10 protein-coding genes are annotated in these 15681 nt (G+C 66.6%); 2 read left to right on the top strand and 8 right to left on the bottom strand.

The features are described 5' to 3' along the window. Positions 1-27: 27 nt before the first annotated feature. The 3 genes from AC1RNQ_RS16860 to AC1RNQ_RS16850 form a co-directional block, all read right to left on the bottom strand. Entirely contained in the window at positions 28-2541 is a 2514-nt protein-coding gene (locus tag AC1RNQ_RS16860; protein ID WP_493172913.1) for a TonB-dependent receptor plug domain-containing protein, read from the bottom strand. A 277-nt stretch (positions 2542-2818) separates the two neighbouring features. Continuing rightward, a complete protein-coding gene (locus tag AC1RNQ_RS16855) occupies positions 2819-4504 on the bottom strand; it encodes a hypothetical protein (RefSeq protein ID WP_493172911.1) in 1686 nt (561 codons plus the stop codon). Between the two features lie 87 nt (positions 4505-4591). Beyond that, positions 4592-4987, bottom strand: coding sequence for a helix-turn-helix transcriptional regulator (locus AC1RNQ_RS16850; protein ID WP_493172909.1), 396 nt, complete (start codon positions 4985-4987; stop codon positions 4592-4594). Positions 4988-5047: 60 nt separating this feature from the next. Here AC1RNQ_RS16850 and AC1RNQ_RS16845 point away from each other — a divergent pair, with 60 nt between their 5' ends. Both AC1RNQ_RS16845 and guaA read left to right on the top strand, forming a co-directional pair. Continuing rightward, positions 5048-6043, top strand: a complete 996-nt coding sequence (locus AC1RNQ_RS16845) for an alpha/beta hydrolase fold domain-containing protein (protein ID WP_493172906.1) — start codon at positions 5048-5050, stop codon at positions 6041-6043. A gap of 151 nt (positions 6044-6194) precedes the next feature. Then, the gene (gene guaA, locus AC1RNQ_RS16840) at positions 6195-7754 is read left to right on the top strand and encodes a glutamine-hydrolyzing GMP synthase (protein ID WP_493172905.1); all 1560 of its coding nucleotides are present in this window, start codon (positions 6195-6197) and stop codon (positions 7752-7754) included. Positions 7755-7956: 202 nt separating this feature from the next. On the opposite strand, the gene AC1RNQ_RS16835 is transcribed toward guaA, so the two are convergent. The 5 genes from AC1RNQ_RS16835 to AC1RNQ_RS16815 form a co-directional block, all read right to left on the bottom strand. After that, on the bottom strand, positions 7957-9513 hold the full coding sequence (locus tag AC1RNQ_RS16835; protein WP_493172903.1) for a carboxylesterase/lipase family protein: 1557 nt from the start codon (positions 9511-9513) through the stop codon (positions 7957-7959). Between the two features lie 38 nt (positions 9514-9551). After that, the gene (locus tag AC1RNQ_RS16830) at positions 9552-11759 is read right to left on the bottom strand and encodes a TonB-dependent receptor (protein WP_493172902.1); all 2208 of its coding nucleotides are present in this window, start codon (positions 11757-11759) and stop codon (positions 9552-9554) included. Positions 11760-11939: 180 nt separating this feature from the next. Continuing rightward, complete coding sequence (locus tag AC1RNQ_RS16825) at positions 11940-12962, bottom strand: sugar phosphate isomerase/epimerase family protein (RefSeq protein ID WP_493172901.1); 1023 nt, start codon at positions 12960-12962, stop codon at positions 11940-11942. 23 nt (positions 12963-12985) lie between these two features. After that, positions 12986-14146 carry a Gfo/Idh/MocA family protein gene (locus AC1RNQ_RS16820; protein ID WP_493172899.1) on the bottom strand — a complete coding sequence of 387 codons (1161 nt, stop codon included), beginning with the start codon at positions 14144-14146 and terminating at the stop codon, positions 12986-12988. After that, positions 14143-15660, bottom strand: a complete 1518-nt coding sequence (locus AC1RNQ_RS16815; protein ID WP_493172897.1) for an MFS transporter — start codon at positions 15658-15660, stop codon at positions 14143-14145. The genes AC1RNQ_RS16820 and AC1RNQ_RS16815 overlap by 4 nt, the downstream gene beginning before the upstream one ends. Positions 15661-15681: the final 21 nt, after the last annotated feature.

Raw genomic sequence — 15681 nt, 5'->3', positions numbered from 1 at the left:
CTCCCCTGAAGGGGAGGGTTTGAAAAATCAGAAAGCCTTGCGCCACTCCAGTTCGATATAGCGGCCCAAGGGGTCGATATAGCCTGGCTGGTAATTCAGCGGCACGAGGCCGTTGCCGTCGGTGATCTTGCGCTGCGCGTCGAACAGATTGTCGACCGACAGTCGCAGGCGCGAGCCCTTGAGGAAGGGCAGCTTCTCGATCAGCTTCGGCTTCTGATTGAAATCCATGAAGAAGCGCAGGTTGAAGGTCGCGAGGTCGCCGAACTTCAGATCGCCCGCACTGCCGCCGGTGACCGTGCTGCCGCTGTCGTATTTCGCGCTCAGCCGCACGCCGAAACCCTTGTTGAACACCCCGCCATCGAGTTCGAGGAGGTGGCGGTTGCTGCCCCCGCCGCTGCCCGTCGCCGAGCCGTCGAGCAGGTCGAGTTCGGGCACGCCCGGACGGATCAGCACCGTGTCGGTGAGCTTGATCGTGTGATAGAGCGAGACCTGCCAGCGCCCGCCCTGCGGCCCGCCGAACATCCCGCCGGGACCGCCTGGCCCGCGACCGCCGCCCATCCGCGGCCCGCCACCGGGACCGCGTCCTCCGCCCGCGCGCGGACCGCCTTGGCCGTCGCCGCCCTGCCGCGCCCCGGCGCCCGCCGGGGGCGGTCCGCCTTCGCCGGCCGGCGGTGTCGCGCTGGCGCCTGCCGGACGCTCGCCGCGCCCACCGCCCGCGCCGGGGCCGCCCTGCGCCGGCTGGCCGAAGCTCTTGCCGAAGTTGAAGCCCCAGCGGATCTGCGAATTCTCGCTGCGGTCGAAATTGACCGGACGCAGGTCGAGCGCGGTCAGCACACCGTTCGCGTCGCGCGTGACGCGGTCGGGGAAGGCCGCCTCGATCTCGGGGGTCAGCAGCGGGAAGGCGTTCGCGGTGTCGTAGCTGCGGTTGCGGTTGTAGTTCACCGACAGGTTGAGCCCCTCGAGCATCGGCGGCGACCAGTTCACGCCGAGCTTGAGGTCGCGGCGCTGTTCGGCCTGCAGCAAGGGATTGCCCCCCGTCGTCGTCGTGATCTGCACCGTCTGGCCGGTACGGAAGTCATAATAGGTCACCGCCGGCGTCACCAGCGGCGCGGCGCCGAGCTGCTGGATGCCGGGCGCGGCCTCGTCCTGGTTGAAGCTCGCGATCAGCGACAGGCTGTCGGTGACGCCCCAGTTGAGGTTCGCCCCCCAACTCTTCAGCGCGTTGAAATCGCTCGGGTCCTGATATTGCCCGGAGAGCGTCAGCGATACGCGCCCGATCTTGCCGACCTCATATTCGGGGTCGAGCAGGGGAATGGTCAGCGATCCGAACACGCCGGGTACATCGCGCGCAAGGTCGGTCGTCGTCACGCCATTGGCATTGTCCGACCGGCTGTCGAAGCGCAGCCCCGAATAGCTCGCGGTCGCCGACAGGCGGATCGGCCCCGCCCAGCCGTCGGTCACCGTTCCCGACAGATTGGCATTGCCGCCGAAGCTCTGCTGGCTGCTGTCGAACCGGTCGACCCTGGCGGCCCCGGCGACGATGCGGTCGGTGAGGGTGCGCTGGTCGGCGTCGGAATAATTGGCCGAGGTCGACCAGCGCCAGTCGCCAAGCATGCCGTTGACGCTCGCGGTGGTGGCGAGGTTGCGGCTGCGTCCGTCGCGGCGCAGCGGGTCGGTGACGCCGCCGAGGCCGGGGCCGAGCAGCGACAGTGAATCGGTCTGGTCGAAACGCACGTTGAGCGACGCGTCGGTGACCTTGTTCAGGCTGCGCTGGATCGTCGCATCGAGCGAATATTCGTCGCTCGCACCGAGCAGGCTGCGCGCGGGCGCCTGCGCAGCGAGCGCGGGATCGTCGTAATCGAGACCCCGCTCGCTCTCGCGCAGCATCGTCTGATGCTCCCACCCCGCGTTGAAGTTGAAGCGGCCATTGTCGCCGATCATCAGGAAGCTCGGCTCGATCTCGCTCTGGAAGCGCCCGCCCTGCGTCGGAATGCCGCCCTCGGCCTCGACCGCGACCTGACGGAAATTGGGCTTCAGCACCAGGTTGACGACGCGCTCGTCGGCCGAATAACCATATTGCAGCGCGACTTCCTCGGGGAATATCTCGACTTTGGCGATCGCTTCGGGAGGCAGGTTGCGCACCTCGCCGAAGCCGCCGACGCGGCGGCCGTTGACCAGGATGATCGGCCGCCCGCTGCCGCGCCCGCGCCCCGAGCGCGTCTGGGGCTGGAGCGCGGTCAGCAGTTCCTCGACGTTCGAGACGCCATAGCTGGCGATCGCCGCCTCATCGAGTTCCGCCTCGGCCGCGAAATCGGTGTCGAGCTGGCCCGCAAGGCGCGGCGCGGTCACGACGATGTCGTCCTCGCGGATATCGTCGTAGCCGGTTTCGCCCGGCTGCGCCGCTATATCGTCGACCGGCTGCGCGGCGGTCGCGGTCACCGCGACCGGGGCCTCGGTCTCGGCGAGCGCCGGCCCCGCGAGCGACGCCCCCGCCGCCAGCAGGGCGGCCCGGACGGAAAGCGACGAACGGGAGTATTTCATCGGGAGAGAGCCTTTGTTTTTCTTGTCTTTGTCTGGTCTTACCGGCACGCGCTGAACCACCGCTGACGCCGGTTTGCTGCCGCGGTTCAGTTATGTCGCAATTGTCGCAACAATGTGTCGGGGCCACGTCTGTTCCACCAACGGTCGATATCGACCGGCGGACGGCGGGGTGGATGGTGACCGTTTTCGGGCGAGAGGGAACATAAAAGATCCTCCCCATCGCTTCGCGTGGGGAGGATCTCAGGGCAGCCCCCACCCCGATGCGGCTGCTGCCCTCTCAGAACTTAAACCGCCCCGCTCCACCCAGATGCACCCGGAACCCGAGCGACACCGACCAGTCGATCGCGTCGGTGGTTATGAGCCCGCTCGTCCCCCCCGCCTGCACGAAATCGCCGTTCGGCGGGTTCAATATCTGCGCGCGGTCGTTGAAGAAGCTCGCCTGCCCCGCGACGAACAATTGGGCCCGGCTGTGACCGCCGTCGACCGGCCGCGCGCCCAGGTCGAGGATGAACTGGCCGCGGATCGTCCCCGAATAGCCCACCCCGCTCTCGCTATCCTCGATCAGCCTGGTGAAGCTGCGATCGTCGAGCGGGCCGAAATTCTGGTCGATCGTTTCGAGCGATTCGAGGTCAAAGTCATAATAATAGCCGCTAACCTCAGCCCCGATCAGGAAGCGCGCAATATTGCCGAGCGGAACCTCGGCGTCCACGCCCAGCAGCAGGTGCAGCTCGCGCTCGTCGACATCCTGTTCGAGCAGCTGGTTCGCGATCACCGGCGTCGTGATCGACACCTCGCCGCGATGGTCGCGGTCGCGTATCACGCCTTCGATGCCGACGAAGATGTCGAAAGGACTATCGACCCTGGCCGGCGGAAAGACATTGCGGCGGAAGCCCGCGCGGAACTCCTGCACCGCGACCTCGGACGCGACGGTCATCGGGACATTGCCCGCGATGCCAGTGCTGCCGCTCGGCGATTCGGCGCTGTAGGGGAAACCGCGTGCCGTGCCCGCGGCGCCGGCGGGCAGGTCGATGCTGTTGCTCGCATCGCCCTCGGCATAGCGAAGATCGAATCGGCCGAAGGTCGGAAAGTTCGCGGTACCCTCGACGACGATCACCGGAAAGCGCTGCTGCCCGGTGAGGGCCGCAGTCTCGGGCGTCGGCACCGGCCCGCCGCGGACGAAGCCGTAATTGGTGCCCGGCGTCTCGATCTCGCCGACGCCGACGCTGATCAGCACGTTGTTGCCTACGCGCTCGGGCTCGATCCCGTTGCGCTCGCGTTCCATGACGTCGAAGAGCGATTGCTGCCGCGCGACCTCATTCTCGTCATCCGCAGTCAGGCCCTGCGCTGGCTTCGCGGCGACCGGCTTGGCGGCCGGCGGCGGCGCGGGTGGCGGAGGCGGCGGCGGGTCAGCCAGGACCCGCGCGCCCGGATCGAGCAAGATCGGTCCCGATAGCGGCGGCCCCGGATCATAGGTCACCGACGGGCCTTCATAGGGCTGGCTGGGGGCGATCCCGTCGCGCATGACGGCCTTCGGCTCGGGCGGCGGAGGAGGAGGAGGAGGAGGTGGTGGTGGTGGTGGTGGTGGCGGCGGCGGCGGAGTCGGCGGCCCGCCCGGCGGGCAGGGATAGGCCCGCTCCTGCGCCAGCGCCTGGCGATAGGCCGCCAGATCTTCCCTGGAAATCCGGTTCTGCTCTCGCTCGACCATGTCGTGGAGGCTGTTCAGATTGCCTAGGCGCCGCTCGCACCACCCGTCGATGAGCTGCTGGCGCGTCTCGCGATACGCCCGCAGCCGATCGTTCGTCATCTCGGTAATGCGCGCGCTGAAATCCTCGAACGGGTTGTATCGGGGCCCAAACGTCGAGTCCGCAGCAAAGCTGCCAAGCTGCGCCTGCGCAGGCGCCGCCGTCACGCCAATGAAGACCGAACAGCCGAGAAGTGCCGCGCGAAAATATCGTGGTGCCATGATCGCCCCCTGTTGCCTGAACGGGACGATCCTGACCGCGCGGGGCAAGCGCCGCATGATACGAACATACTATGCGCGCAAAAAAGCTCAGTAATCCGCCAGTAGGCGCACGAGCTCGGTCTGGCGGCGCGCGCCGGTCTTGTCGAACACCGCCTGCAGCTGGTTGCGCACGGTGTTGCGCGTGATCCCGCGCGTCGCGGCATAATCGGCGGTGCTGCCGCCATCGGCGATGTGGAGCGCGAGCAGCGCCTCCGACGCGGTCAGGTCGAAAGTCCGCCCCAGCCGTTCGCCCCGCACCGCCGCATCCTCGGCGACTTCGATGACCAGCTCCATGCCCATCTCGGCATAATCGCCCGCCACACCCGTGACGATTTCCACGATCCGCCGCTTCGCCTCGGGATAGAGTTTGACATAGTCGGTCAGCGTCTCCGACGCCTCGACCAGCCCCTCGACGGCCTTGCGGTCGGTCCCCTTGATGCGCATCGCCATTGCCCCTAAAATCCCGAGGAATATAGCCGATTTCGGCCAAGGGGGAAACAGGCGATGGCGGCGTTCGCGCTCGACCTGCCGGGGGTGGAAGTGACGGCGATGCCGCGCGCCACCCCGCTTGTCCGCCGCGCCCTGCTCGACCTCGGCGTCGCGCTGCCCTGGCGGCTCGGCGGCTGGCTCGTCGCCGCCGAGCTCGCGCGCGCCGCCGCGATCGCCGCCCCCGCCGCGCGGCGCGAGCGTTACCGCACGCTGCGCGACCGCTTCGTCGCCGCCGAGGCGAAGCATATCGCCATGCTCAACATCGCGATCTCCGGGCTTTCGGTCGAGCGCCCGCTCGCGAACGGCCCAGCCATGTCGTGGGTCGACGGCCCTGGCTTCCGGCGCGACATGGTGCTGCTCTATGTTCCCGGCGGCTCGTTCGTCGTCCCGCGCGGCCCGCATTTCACCGCGATGATCACGCGCATCGCACGCGAGGCGGGCGCGAAGGTGATGATCTGCGACTATCGCCTCGCCCCCGAATTCCCCTGCCCCGCCGCGATCGACGATGTCGAGACCGCCGCCGACCTGCTGATCGCGCGCGGCCATGCGGCGGAGAATATCGTCCTCGTCGCCGAATCGACCGGCTGCGGCATCGCGCTCGCCGCGGCGCAGCGCCTCGTCGCGCGCGGCAAGCAGCCCGCCGGCCTCGCCTTCCTCTCGCCGTGGATCGATCCCGATCCCGCGCGCGGCGACATCCACCCCGTCGCCCGGCAATGCGCGCGCCTCTACCTCGGCTCGGCCGATCCGCGTGCCGCCGCGGTCAACCCCGCCCATGGCTCCATGCGCGGCCTGCCCCCGATCGCGATCCACGCCAGCCGCCACGACCCGATGTTCGCCGACGCCGCGATGCTCGCGCGCCGCGCCGCCGCGGCGGGGGTGCCGGTCGAGCTGCGCGCCTGGCCCGGGCGGATGCATGTGCTCGAACGCCACGACGACGCGGACTCTCGCCGCTCGGTCGCCGAACTCGCCGCCTTCGTCGACCGCTGCCAGCCGTACCGCACCGTGGCGTAGGACCGCCGAACCACTCGTTACCGTAGTCCTGAACCTGTCGAGGACAAGCCCCTTCGACAGGCTCAAGGCTACGGTTCAGCGTTGCTCCAACGAGCTTTCCACATAGCCTAGAAATACTGGACAGGAACCGGGTCCATCCTTAGGTGGCGCCATGTCCATCCAACCTTCCGAATCCATCCTGATCGTCGACTTCGGGTCGCAGGTCACCCAGCTCATCGCCCGCCGCGTCCGCGAGGCCGGGGTGTATAGCGAGATCGTCCCCTTCAACAGCGCGGCGGAGGGTTTCGCGCGGATGAAGCCGCAGGGCGTGATCCTGTCGGGCGGCCCCGCATCGGTCACCGACGAAGACAGCCCGCGCGCCCCCCAGGTCATCCTCGACAGCGGTCTGCCGATCCTCGCCATCTGCTATGGCCAGCAGACCCTGTGCGTCCAGCTCGGTGGCACTGTCGAAGGCGGCCACGCCGCCGAATTCGGCCGCGCCGACGTCGAAATCCTGAAACCCAGCCCGCTGTTCGACGGCTTTTGGGAGGTCGGCAACAAATATCCAGTGTGGATGAGTCACGGCGACCGCGTCACCGAGGCACCCGAGGGGTTTGAGATCGTCGGCACCTCGCCCAACGCGCCCTTCGCTATCTGCGTCAACGAGGCGAAGCGCTATTACACCACCATGTTCCACCCCGAGGTGGTTCACACCCCCGACGGCGCGAAATTGCTGTCGAACTTCGTCCACAAGATCTGCGGGCTCGCCGGCGACTGGACGATGGCCGAATTCCGCGCCACCAAGATCGCCGAAATCCAGGCGCAGGTCGGCGACCAGCGCGTGCTCTGCGGTCTGTCGGGCGGCGTCGACAGCGCGGTCGCGGCAGTGCTGATCCACGAAGCGATCGGCGAACAGCTGACCTGCGTCTTTGTCGACCACGGCCTGCTGCGCATGAACGAGCGCGAGCAGGTCGAGCGGCTTTTCCGCGATCATTATAACATCCCGCTCGTCGTGGTCGATGCCGAGGAGCGCTTCATGCGCGGCCTCGCCGGCGTCACCGACCCCGAAAAGAAGCGCAAATTCATCGGCGCCGAGTTCATCAACGTCTTCGAGGAAGAAGCGAAGAAGATCGGCGGCGCCGATTTCCTCGCGCAGGGCACGCTCTATCCCGACGTCATCGAGAGCGTCTCCTTCACTGGCGGGCCGAGCGTCACGATCAAGAGCCACCACAATGTCGGCGGCCTCCCCGAACGCATGAACATGAAGCTCGTCGAGCCGCTGCGCGAACTCTTCAAGGACGAGGTAAGGCTGCTCGGCAAGGAGCTGGGACTCCCCGACATCTTCGTCGGCCGCCACCCCTTCCCCGGCCCCGGCCTCGCGATCCGCATCCCGGGCGAAGTGTCGAAGGACCGCTGCGACATCCTGCGCAAGGCCGACGCGGTCTATCTCGAAGAGATCCGCAACGCCGGCCTCTACGATGCGATCTGGCAGGCCTTCGCGGTGCTGCTCCCGGTCAAGACCGTCGGCGTGATGGGCGACGGGCGCACCTACGACCATGTCTGCGCGCTCCGCGCCGTCACCTCGACCGACGGCATGACCGCCGACATCTACCCTTTCGACGCGAGCTTCCTCAGCCGCTGCGCGACGCGCATCATCAACGAGGTGCAGGGCATCAACCGCGTGGTCTACGACTATACGTCGAAACCCCCGGGCACGATCGAGTGGGAGTGACCAACGGCTCCAGCTTGGACAATTTTCTCAGTTTTTACAACAATTTATGCGCACCTTTCGCACATTACACGATTAACCAATCCAAAACCCAAGATCGGCTGACCATCAACCGGAAACAAAGCTGATCGGACTGCCGGCATGATGGAGTGGCCGGTTTGAGACAATCGGCTCTTGGGCGCTGATTCTGGAATACAGACGTCGCTCAGTTCGGCTCTGAGCGGACAATGTCGAGTCTCTCGGTCCACAGATCGCTGCCGGATCGCGCGACGCCATCTGCCGCGAAATCCATCACCTCGCCGGAACGAAAACGGGGCCAGTCCGCCAGGCCCGGTCCATTGGGATTTCCGTTCTTTACGAAGTTGACGACAAAGCTGCTGATCGTCCCCGCCACGGCCCGGTCATTCGCCGTCGTTGCCGGCCCGTATTTGGTCGCCACCGTGTCGAGGAAATAGGGAATGTCGCTGGCATGCGCGGCGCCCTTCGCCCCTTCGCGCGCCGTTTCCGCAACATAGGAAAAACGATAATGATAGGCTGGCTGCCCGGCGGCGGCCACGCGACCGGCGACATAGCGCGCCGGCTCGACCATGAACCGGTCGCCACCGACCTTCAGCATCACGTCGAAGAAGGCGGCATCGCCCTTGGGGTCATACATCGCCTTCGCTTTCGCCGCATTCGCGCCGAAGCTTTCGAATATCTGCTCTTTCGTCGTCGCGGGCACGAAGCCGATGTCGGCGCTGGTCGCGCCGACCATCACGGGCACGGGCGCCTGTTCGCCGCGATCGAACATCGCCTCGACGCTGCCGGTCAGCGTCATGCCATCGGTGAAAGGCCTCGACCAGGTCGGCGGACCCGATGGCGGCGCGAAAAGGCTGGCGAGATTGAGCCCCGACACGATGCGCTCTGCAGGCAGCGCGCGCAGCGCGGCGAGCGCCGCGGCGTCTGTACCTTCGACGCCGGCGCTCTTCGCGAAACTGTGTCCGATCGCCGCCGCCGAGGGCAGACCGGGCAGGTCGCGCGCCATTTCGCGCTGCTGGCTGGCGGTGCGCCCGCCGCCCGACATGATGATCGCGCCGCGGAACAGGCCGCGCGCGGCGGGGGCGCCGAGCAGGCTATGCACCGACATGCCGCCGGCGGACTCGCCCATGATCGTGACTTGATCAGGATCGCCGCCAAAGGCCGCGATATTGTCGCGGGTCCAGCGCAGCGCGGCCTGTTGATCCATCAACCCCCAGTTGCCGACGGGACCTTCGCCGGCCGCCGGCAGCGCCGGATGCGCAAAGAAGCCGAAACGCCCGACCCGGTAATTGAAGCTGACGAAGACGACCCCGGCGCGCGCGAGGGCGGACCCGTCGTAAACGGCTGGCGAAGACCCGCCATTCACGAACCCGCCGCCATAGATCCAGAAAAGGACCGGCAGCTTCTTGCCCTTCGCGTCGGCTGGCGCCCAGACATTGACGGTCAGGCAATCCTCCGAGGGCGGTGTGCCGAGGGGCGCGGCATCGCTCGGGAACGGCAGCTGCATGCAGTCGTGCCCGAAGGCGGTCGCATCGCGAACGCCTTCCCAGGGAATCACCGGCTGCGGCGCGCGCCAGCGGAGCTCGCCCACCGGCGGAGCGGCGAAAGGAATGCCGCGAAAGGTCGCGACATCCCCTTCGACCGAGCCCGCGACATTTCCGCCGGTCACCGGCACGACAGGCGCCAGCTGGGCAGCAGCCGGAAGGGCGGCTCCCAGCAAGGCAACAGCGGCGAATATTCTCATGGCCCATTCTCCCTGTCGTTTGATGCCTGCTCCGGCAGCTAGAATTTGAAGCCGGCACGAACGCCATAGGTACGCGGATCGGCGAGCTGGGCCGTGGCGAACGTGCCCGTGGCAGCCGTCGTCACGACGATATTGTCCTCGAGATTCTTGGCGAAGGCCTGAACATACCAGCGATCGTCCGGTGCATTATAGGCGAGCAGCAAGTCGGTCTTGGTATAACCCGGCACGCGGAACTGGTTCAGCGTGCCGAGCGCCGCCAGCCGGTAATCGTCCGAAGCACGCGTCCGGACACCGGCCTGGATGTTGCCGCCATTCCCCAGTTCGAACGTGTGGGTATAGCCGGCCGTGAAGACGTAGGACGGCGAACGGTCGAGCTTCTTGCCGGACCAGTCGACGGTCGGTGTCGGGAAGAAATCGGCGTAGCGCGCGTTGAGCCAGGAAACCGAGAAATCGAACTTGCTCGACGGCGCGGGTGTGACGACGCCTTCGAGTTCGATGCCGTCGACCTTGGCGGCGGCGGCATTGGTCGTGACCTGGCACGGGCCGCCACAGATGGTCGACAGCTGACTGAGCTGGATCCCCTTGTAATCATAATGGAACACCGAGGCGTTGATCCGCACCGCATTGTCGAGGAACCGGGTCTTCAGGCCGATTTCATAGGATGTCAGCGTTTCGGGATCATAGTAGAGCGCCTCCGCCGGGAGGGTGCAGGCTGCGCTCGTGCCAACTTCGCAGCCATCGTTGAAACCGCCCGCCTTGTATCCGGTCGCCACCACGCCGTAGAGGAGCGTGCGGTCGTTGATGTCGAAGTCCGCACCGACCCGCCACGTCGTCTTGGAAAACTTCCGGCGCGCAATATTGGGGGTCCGGATATCGCCGGGCTGATCGCAGGCAACCGAACCACAGCGAACGGTGAAGCCGATGCGCGACTTGTCATCGTGCGAATAGCGGATGCCGGCGGTCAGGCGGAAAGTCTCGGCGAGGTTATAGGTCAGCTGACCGAACCCGGCCCAGGATTCCGCGATCGTCGGATCCTGCGGGAAACCGAAAGCATAGCCGACCGTGCCCGGCGTCGGCGACAGCAGACCGAAGATGTGGAAAGCGATGCCCGATTTTTCCTTGAAATAATAGACGCCGGCCTGCGCCTTGAGCGGACCGTCGCCATTCGTCGACAGGCGCAGCTCCTGGCTGTTCTGCCAATAATTGCCGTCGAAGCGGTTGCGGAAGGCCGCAACGCCGGCGCCCAATATGGAAGCGCTGTCGGCCTGCCGCTCGAACTCGCGATAGGAGCCGAGATAATTCACCGTCACCGGACCGAGATCGTAGCTCAAGTCGGCGAGGATACCCCAGGTCGAATCGTCGCGCGCAATCGAACCGCCAAAGGGCGCGCGCAATGTCCGGAGCGTTTCGGAATCGCTGCTGTTCCCGACATAGACCGGATCGACCCCGCTCGTGGAAAAGCCGGAAAAGAAATTGCTCGTCAGGACCGAATTGATCGTCATGCCCTTGATCGACGAATAGTCACCGCGAAGCACCAGTTCGCCGTCGCCGAGGTCGAAAAGGGCGGAAAGGCGGCCCGAGATATTCTTCTTGTAGGGATCGAGCGACGTCGTCCACGCCGGCCCCTCGATCAAATAGCTGTCGCGCCGGTCATAATTGGCGGCGGCGCGGACCGCGATGCCGTCGCTGACCGGAAGATTGACCATTGCTGTGATCTGCTGCGTATCGAAATTGCCGTAGCCCGCATCGAGCGAGCCGCCGAACTCGCCGAGCTTCGGCTTGTTGGTGATGATGTTGACAAGGCCGGCAGTGGTGTTGCGGCCAAAGAGCGTGCCCTGCGGACCGCGGAGCACCTCGACGCGCTGGATATCGAAGAAGCTGACCTCCTGCGCCTGCGTTCGCGCGATATAGATGCCATCGGTCATGAAGGCCGCCGACGGGTCGCCCTTTTCGGTACCGTCGGTGCTGGTCACGCCGCGGATCGTGATCTGGAGGCCGTTGGAGCGATCGATCGACAGGTTCGGCACCTGCTCGGCCAGCGTCGTCGGGTTCGTGATCCCCGCCGACACCAGCGCTTCACCGCTGACCGCAGTCAGGGCGACCGGCGTTTTCGACGCCAGCGATTCGGTACGCGTCGCGGTGACGACGATGTCGCCGTCCTGCGGCGCTTCCTGCGCTTGCGCGAGCGCGGGCGACGCGATGAGTGCGACGGTGACGCAAAGACGAATTCGCAGACGATGTGCCATTGACTCTCTCCCTCCTGTTTTATCTTTGAACTCGATTACAGTTCACGTTTTCCGAGGGTAAAACCCATGCAATCGGCGGAGTCAAGTAATCGATTACAAATTTATCTTCAATCGCTTCATTTTTCTATTTGATAACGTTATCATTTGAGCTCCTGAGTGCGAAGCTTCCCCGGCGGCGGCTCAGCCCCTGTCCGCGCCTCCGGCAAAGTCGTCGAACGCCCGGTCGGTCACGCGGATGATGCGATCCGCGATGAACCCGGCACCCTCGCGCGCGCCGTCCTCGGGATGCTTCAGGCAGCATTCCCATTCGAGCACCGCCCAGCCTGGAAAATCATATTGCGCGAGCTTCGAGAAGATCGTGCGGAAGTCGATCTGCCCATCGCCGAGCGACCGGAAACGTCCGGGGCGGTCGATCCAGGCCTGATACCCGCCATAAACCCCCGACCGGCCGCTCGGCCGGAATTCGGCGTCCTTCACATGGAAGGCCTTGATGCGTTCGTGATAGAGATCGATGAAGGCGAGATAGTCGAGCTGCTGCAGCAGGAAGTGGCTGGGGTCGTAGAGGATGTTCGCACGCGGGTGATCGCCGACGGCGGCAAGGAAACGCTCGAAAGTCGCGCCATCGTGAAGGTCCTCGCCCGGATGGATTTCATAGGCGACATCGACCCCGACATCGTCGAAGGCGTCGAGGATCGGGCGCCAGCGGCGCGCCAGCTCGGCAAAAGCCTCCTCGATCATCCCCGCCGGACGCTGCGGCCATGGATAGAAATTCGCCCACGCGAGCGCGCCCGAGAAGGTGACATGGGTATCGAGCCCGAGATTGCGGCTCGCCTTCGCGGCGAGCAGCAGCTGTTCGGTCGCCCATTGCCGGCGCGCCTCGGGCTTGCCGTGGAGATGCGCGGGCGCGAAGGCGTCGAACAATCGGTCCTGTGCAGGATCGACCGCGATCAGCTGCCCCTGGAGGTGCGTCGACAACTCGGTGATCGCAAGGCCATGTTCGGCGAGCGCGCCGGTCAGCTCGTCGCAATAGTCGCGGCTCTCCGCCGCAAGCTCGAGGTTCACCAGCCGCCCGCCGGTCGGAAGCTGGAGTCCCTTGTAGCCGAGCCCGGCCGCCCAGCCCGCCATTCCGGCGAGGCTGTCGAACGGCGCTTCGTCGCGCTCGAACTGTGCCAGGAAGATCGCGGGGCCTTTTATCGTTCGCATGGGAAACCTTTCGGAGGGGAGGGTCAGGTGTGCGGCCCGGCTTCTTCGACCGGTTGCCATGTGCCGCCTTGCGCGGAGGATCGAAGCGCGGCGTCGACGAAGCGCAGCCCGCGCACGCCATCCTCGATCCCGCAGAGCGGCGTCTGCGCAATCGGGGTCGCGGTACGGATCGCGCCGGCGAAATCGCGGTAAATGTTCGCGAACGCCTCGATGAAGCCTTCGGGATGCCCCGCGGGAAGCCGCGTCGCGCTGGTCGCGAGCGGCCCGAGCCACGGCCCGCCCGCGCTGACGATCTCGTCGGGGCGGTCGGGCCAGCGCAGGTAAAGATGCTGGCTGTCGGCGTGCGACCATTGCAGCCCGCCGCGCTCGCCCCAGATGGAAAGGCGCAGATCGTTGCGCGCGCCCGCCGCCACCTGCGTCGCGGCAACCAGCCCGCGCGCGCCGCGCGCGAAGCGCAGCAGCAAGCTCGCATCATCGTCGAGCCGGCGTCCGGGCACGACTGCCGCGAGGTCGGCAAGCAGATGCTCGATCCGCTCGCCCGAGACATATTCGGCAAGGTTGAGCGCATGGACACCGATGTCCGAAATGCAGCCACCGACGCCGGTGCGCGCGGGATCGGTACGCCACCCCGCTTGCTTGTTGTCCCCCTGCTCGACCGGATCGGCCAGCCAGCCTTGCGGATATTCGACATGGACCCGGCGGATGCGCCCAAGGTCGCCGCGTGCAACGCGCTCGCGCGCCTCGCGCACCAGTGGATAGCCGGTGTAGGTGTAGGTCACGGCATAGAGCGCGTCCGAGGCCGCGACATGGCCCTGCAACGCCAGCGCCTCGTCCAGCGTCGCGGTCGCGGGCTTGTCGCTGATGACGTGAATCCCGGCTGCGAGCGCCGCGGCCGCGATCGGCAGATGCGTGTCATTGGGGGTCGCGATCGCGACAAGGGCGATGCCGTCGGGGCGACCCGCTTCGGCCGCGAGCATCGTCGCGACATCGGGATAGGCGCGCGCAGGATCGATGCCATATCCCGCTGCCGCCTCGAGCGAACGCGCATGGTCGCGGCTGAACACGCCGGCGCGCAGGCGCACTTCGCCATCGAGCTCGGCCGCCATGCGGTGCACCGGCCCGATGAACGAACCGGGGCCGCCGCCGACCATCGCCATAGCGAGGGGTTGCGCGGGCAAGGTCATGCTTCGCTCCGCGCCGCCGCCAGAGTGACAGGGGCGTAGCCCCCGCGCGACCGGAAGAAGAGGATGAGCGCGAGATAGATGGCGAGCATCATCACCGGCAGCAGCGCGACTTCCCGCAGCGCGCCCTTCTTGCCCTCGACCACCACGGTCTCGACCGCGCGCCGCTCGGCCTCGGGTGCTCGCGCGACCGATGCGGCGTCGAGCGCGCGGTACGATCCGAATACACCCTGCTTCGGCGCGGACAGATGGGTATCTGCCAGCCGCGTTTCGTGTGCCCGGTCATAGGCGGCGAGCCCGGCGGCGGTCGAACGGTCCTGGATCGTGCCGAGCAGGCTCGCGCCGACGATACCGGCCGCGAGCATCCCCGCGCCCGCCATGACGTTCACCGTCACCGCGCCGCCCTTGGGAAAACGCTCCGACGCCACGGCGAGGCTCGTGCCCCAGAAGAAACTCTTGCCGATGCCGTAAAGCGTTGCCGCCGCCAGCAGCGCCGCGCCGCTCGATCCCGCCATCCAGAACAGGCCGATCGCGGCGAGCGCCGACGCGATCGCCAGCGTTCCGAGCGGCGTCGCGACGCGCACGATCGACCCCGCGAACAACCGGATCACGAAGACGATCGCGGCGGTGTAGACGAGCACCCAGCCCGCCTCGATCCCCCAGCGTGCCAGTTCGGGCTCCATCAGCGACACGATCCAGCTGTCGGTGCTGAGCTCGGTGATCGCGAGCGGGATCATCACGAGGACGAGGACGATGTAAAGCGGATGCCCCGCCGAGCGGGCGTAGAGCGCGTAGAGCGCGGTGAGCGCCGCGATCGCGAAGACGACCAGCATCCCGGGCAGGTCGGCGACGCGCCCGATCTCGACGCACATCAGCGACAGGATCACGAAGGCGCTGACGAAGCCCGCCTCCTTCAGCATCTCGCGATAGGAAACACCGGCCGCGACGCGCTCGCTCACGGGGAAACGCTGCCCCCACAGCGCGATCGCATAGATGAGGACGGGGACCGCCATGATCGCGGTCTTCGCGCGCCAGTCGACATGCGCGCCGAAGGCGATGGCGATCACCCCGCCCAGCATCAGCCCGAGCGGCCAGGCTGCGTGCAGCCGGTTGAGCCAGCGCGGCTTGTCCTCGTGGTAGAGCGTTGCGACGAGCGGGTTGGCCGCGGCTTCGACCGCGCCATTCCCCAGCGCCATGACGAAGGTGCCGGCATAGAGCGACCAATAGCCACCCGCGGTCACCAATATGCCGAGACCGACGATGTGGCACACGGCCGCGAAGCCGAAGGCGCGGCGGAATCCGATCCGGTCGATCACCAGGCTGAGCAGCACGATGGTGATCGCGAAGGGCCACAGGCCGACGCCCAGCAATTCGCCCTTCTGGGTCTCCGACAGGCCGAAAGCGACGCCCCATTCGTCGACAACCATCGCGCGCAGCACGAAGCAGAAGGATGTCGCCGTGATCGCGGCGAAGGATATGCCGAAAAGCCGCCGCCGCGAATCAAAAGGTCCGTTCACCAACCCCTCCTCCTTTATGTA

Source organism: Sphingopyxis sp. GW821-FHT12F08 (assembly GCF_058806755.1).
Note: the sequence above shows the minus strand (reverse complement) of the source record. Positions and strands in the feature narration are given on the sequence as shown.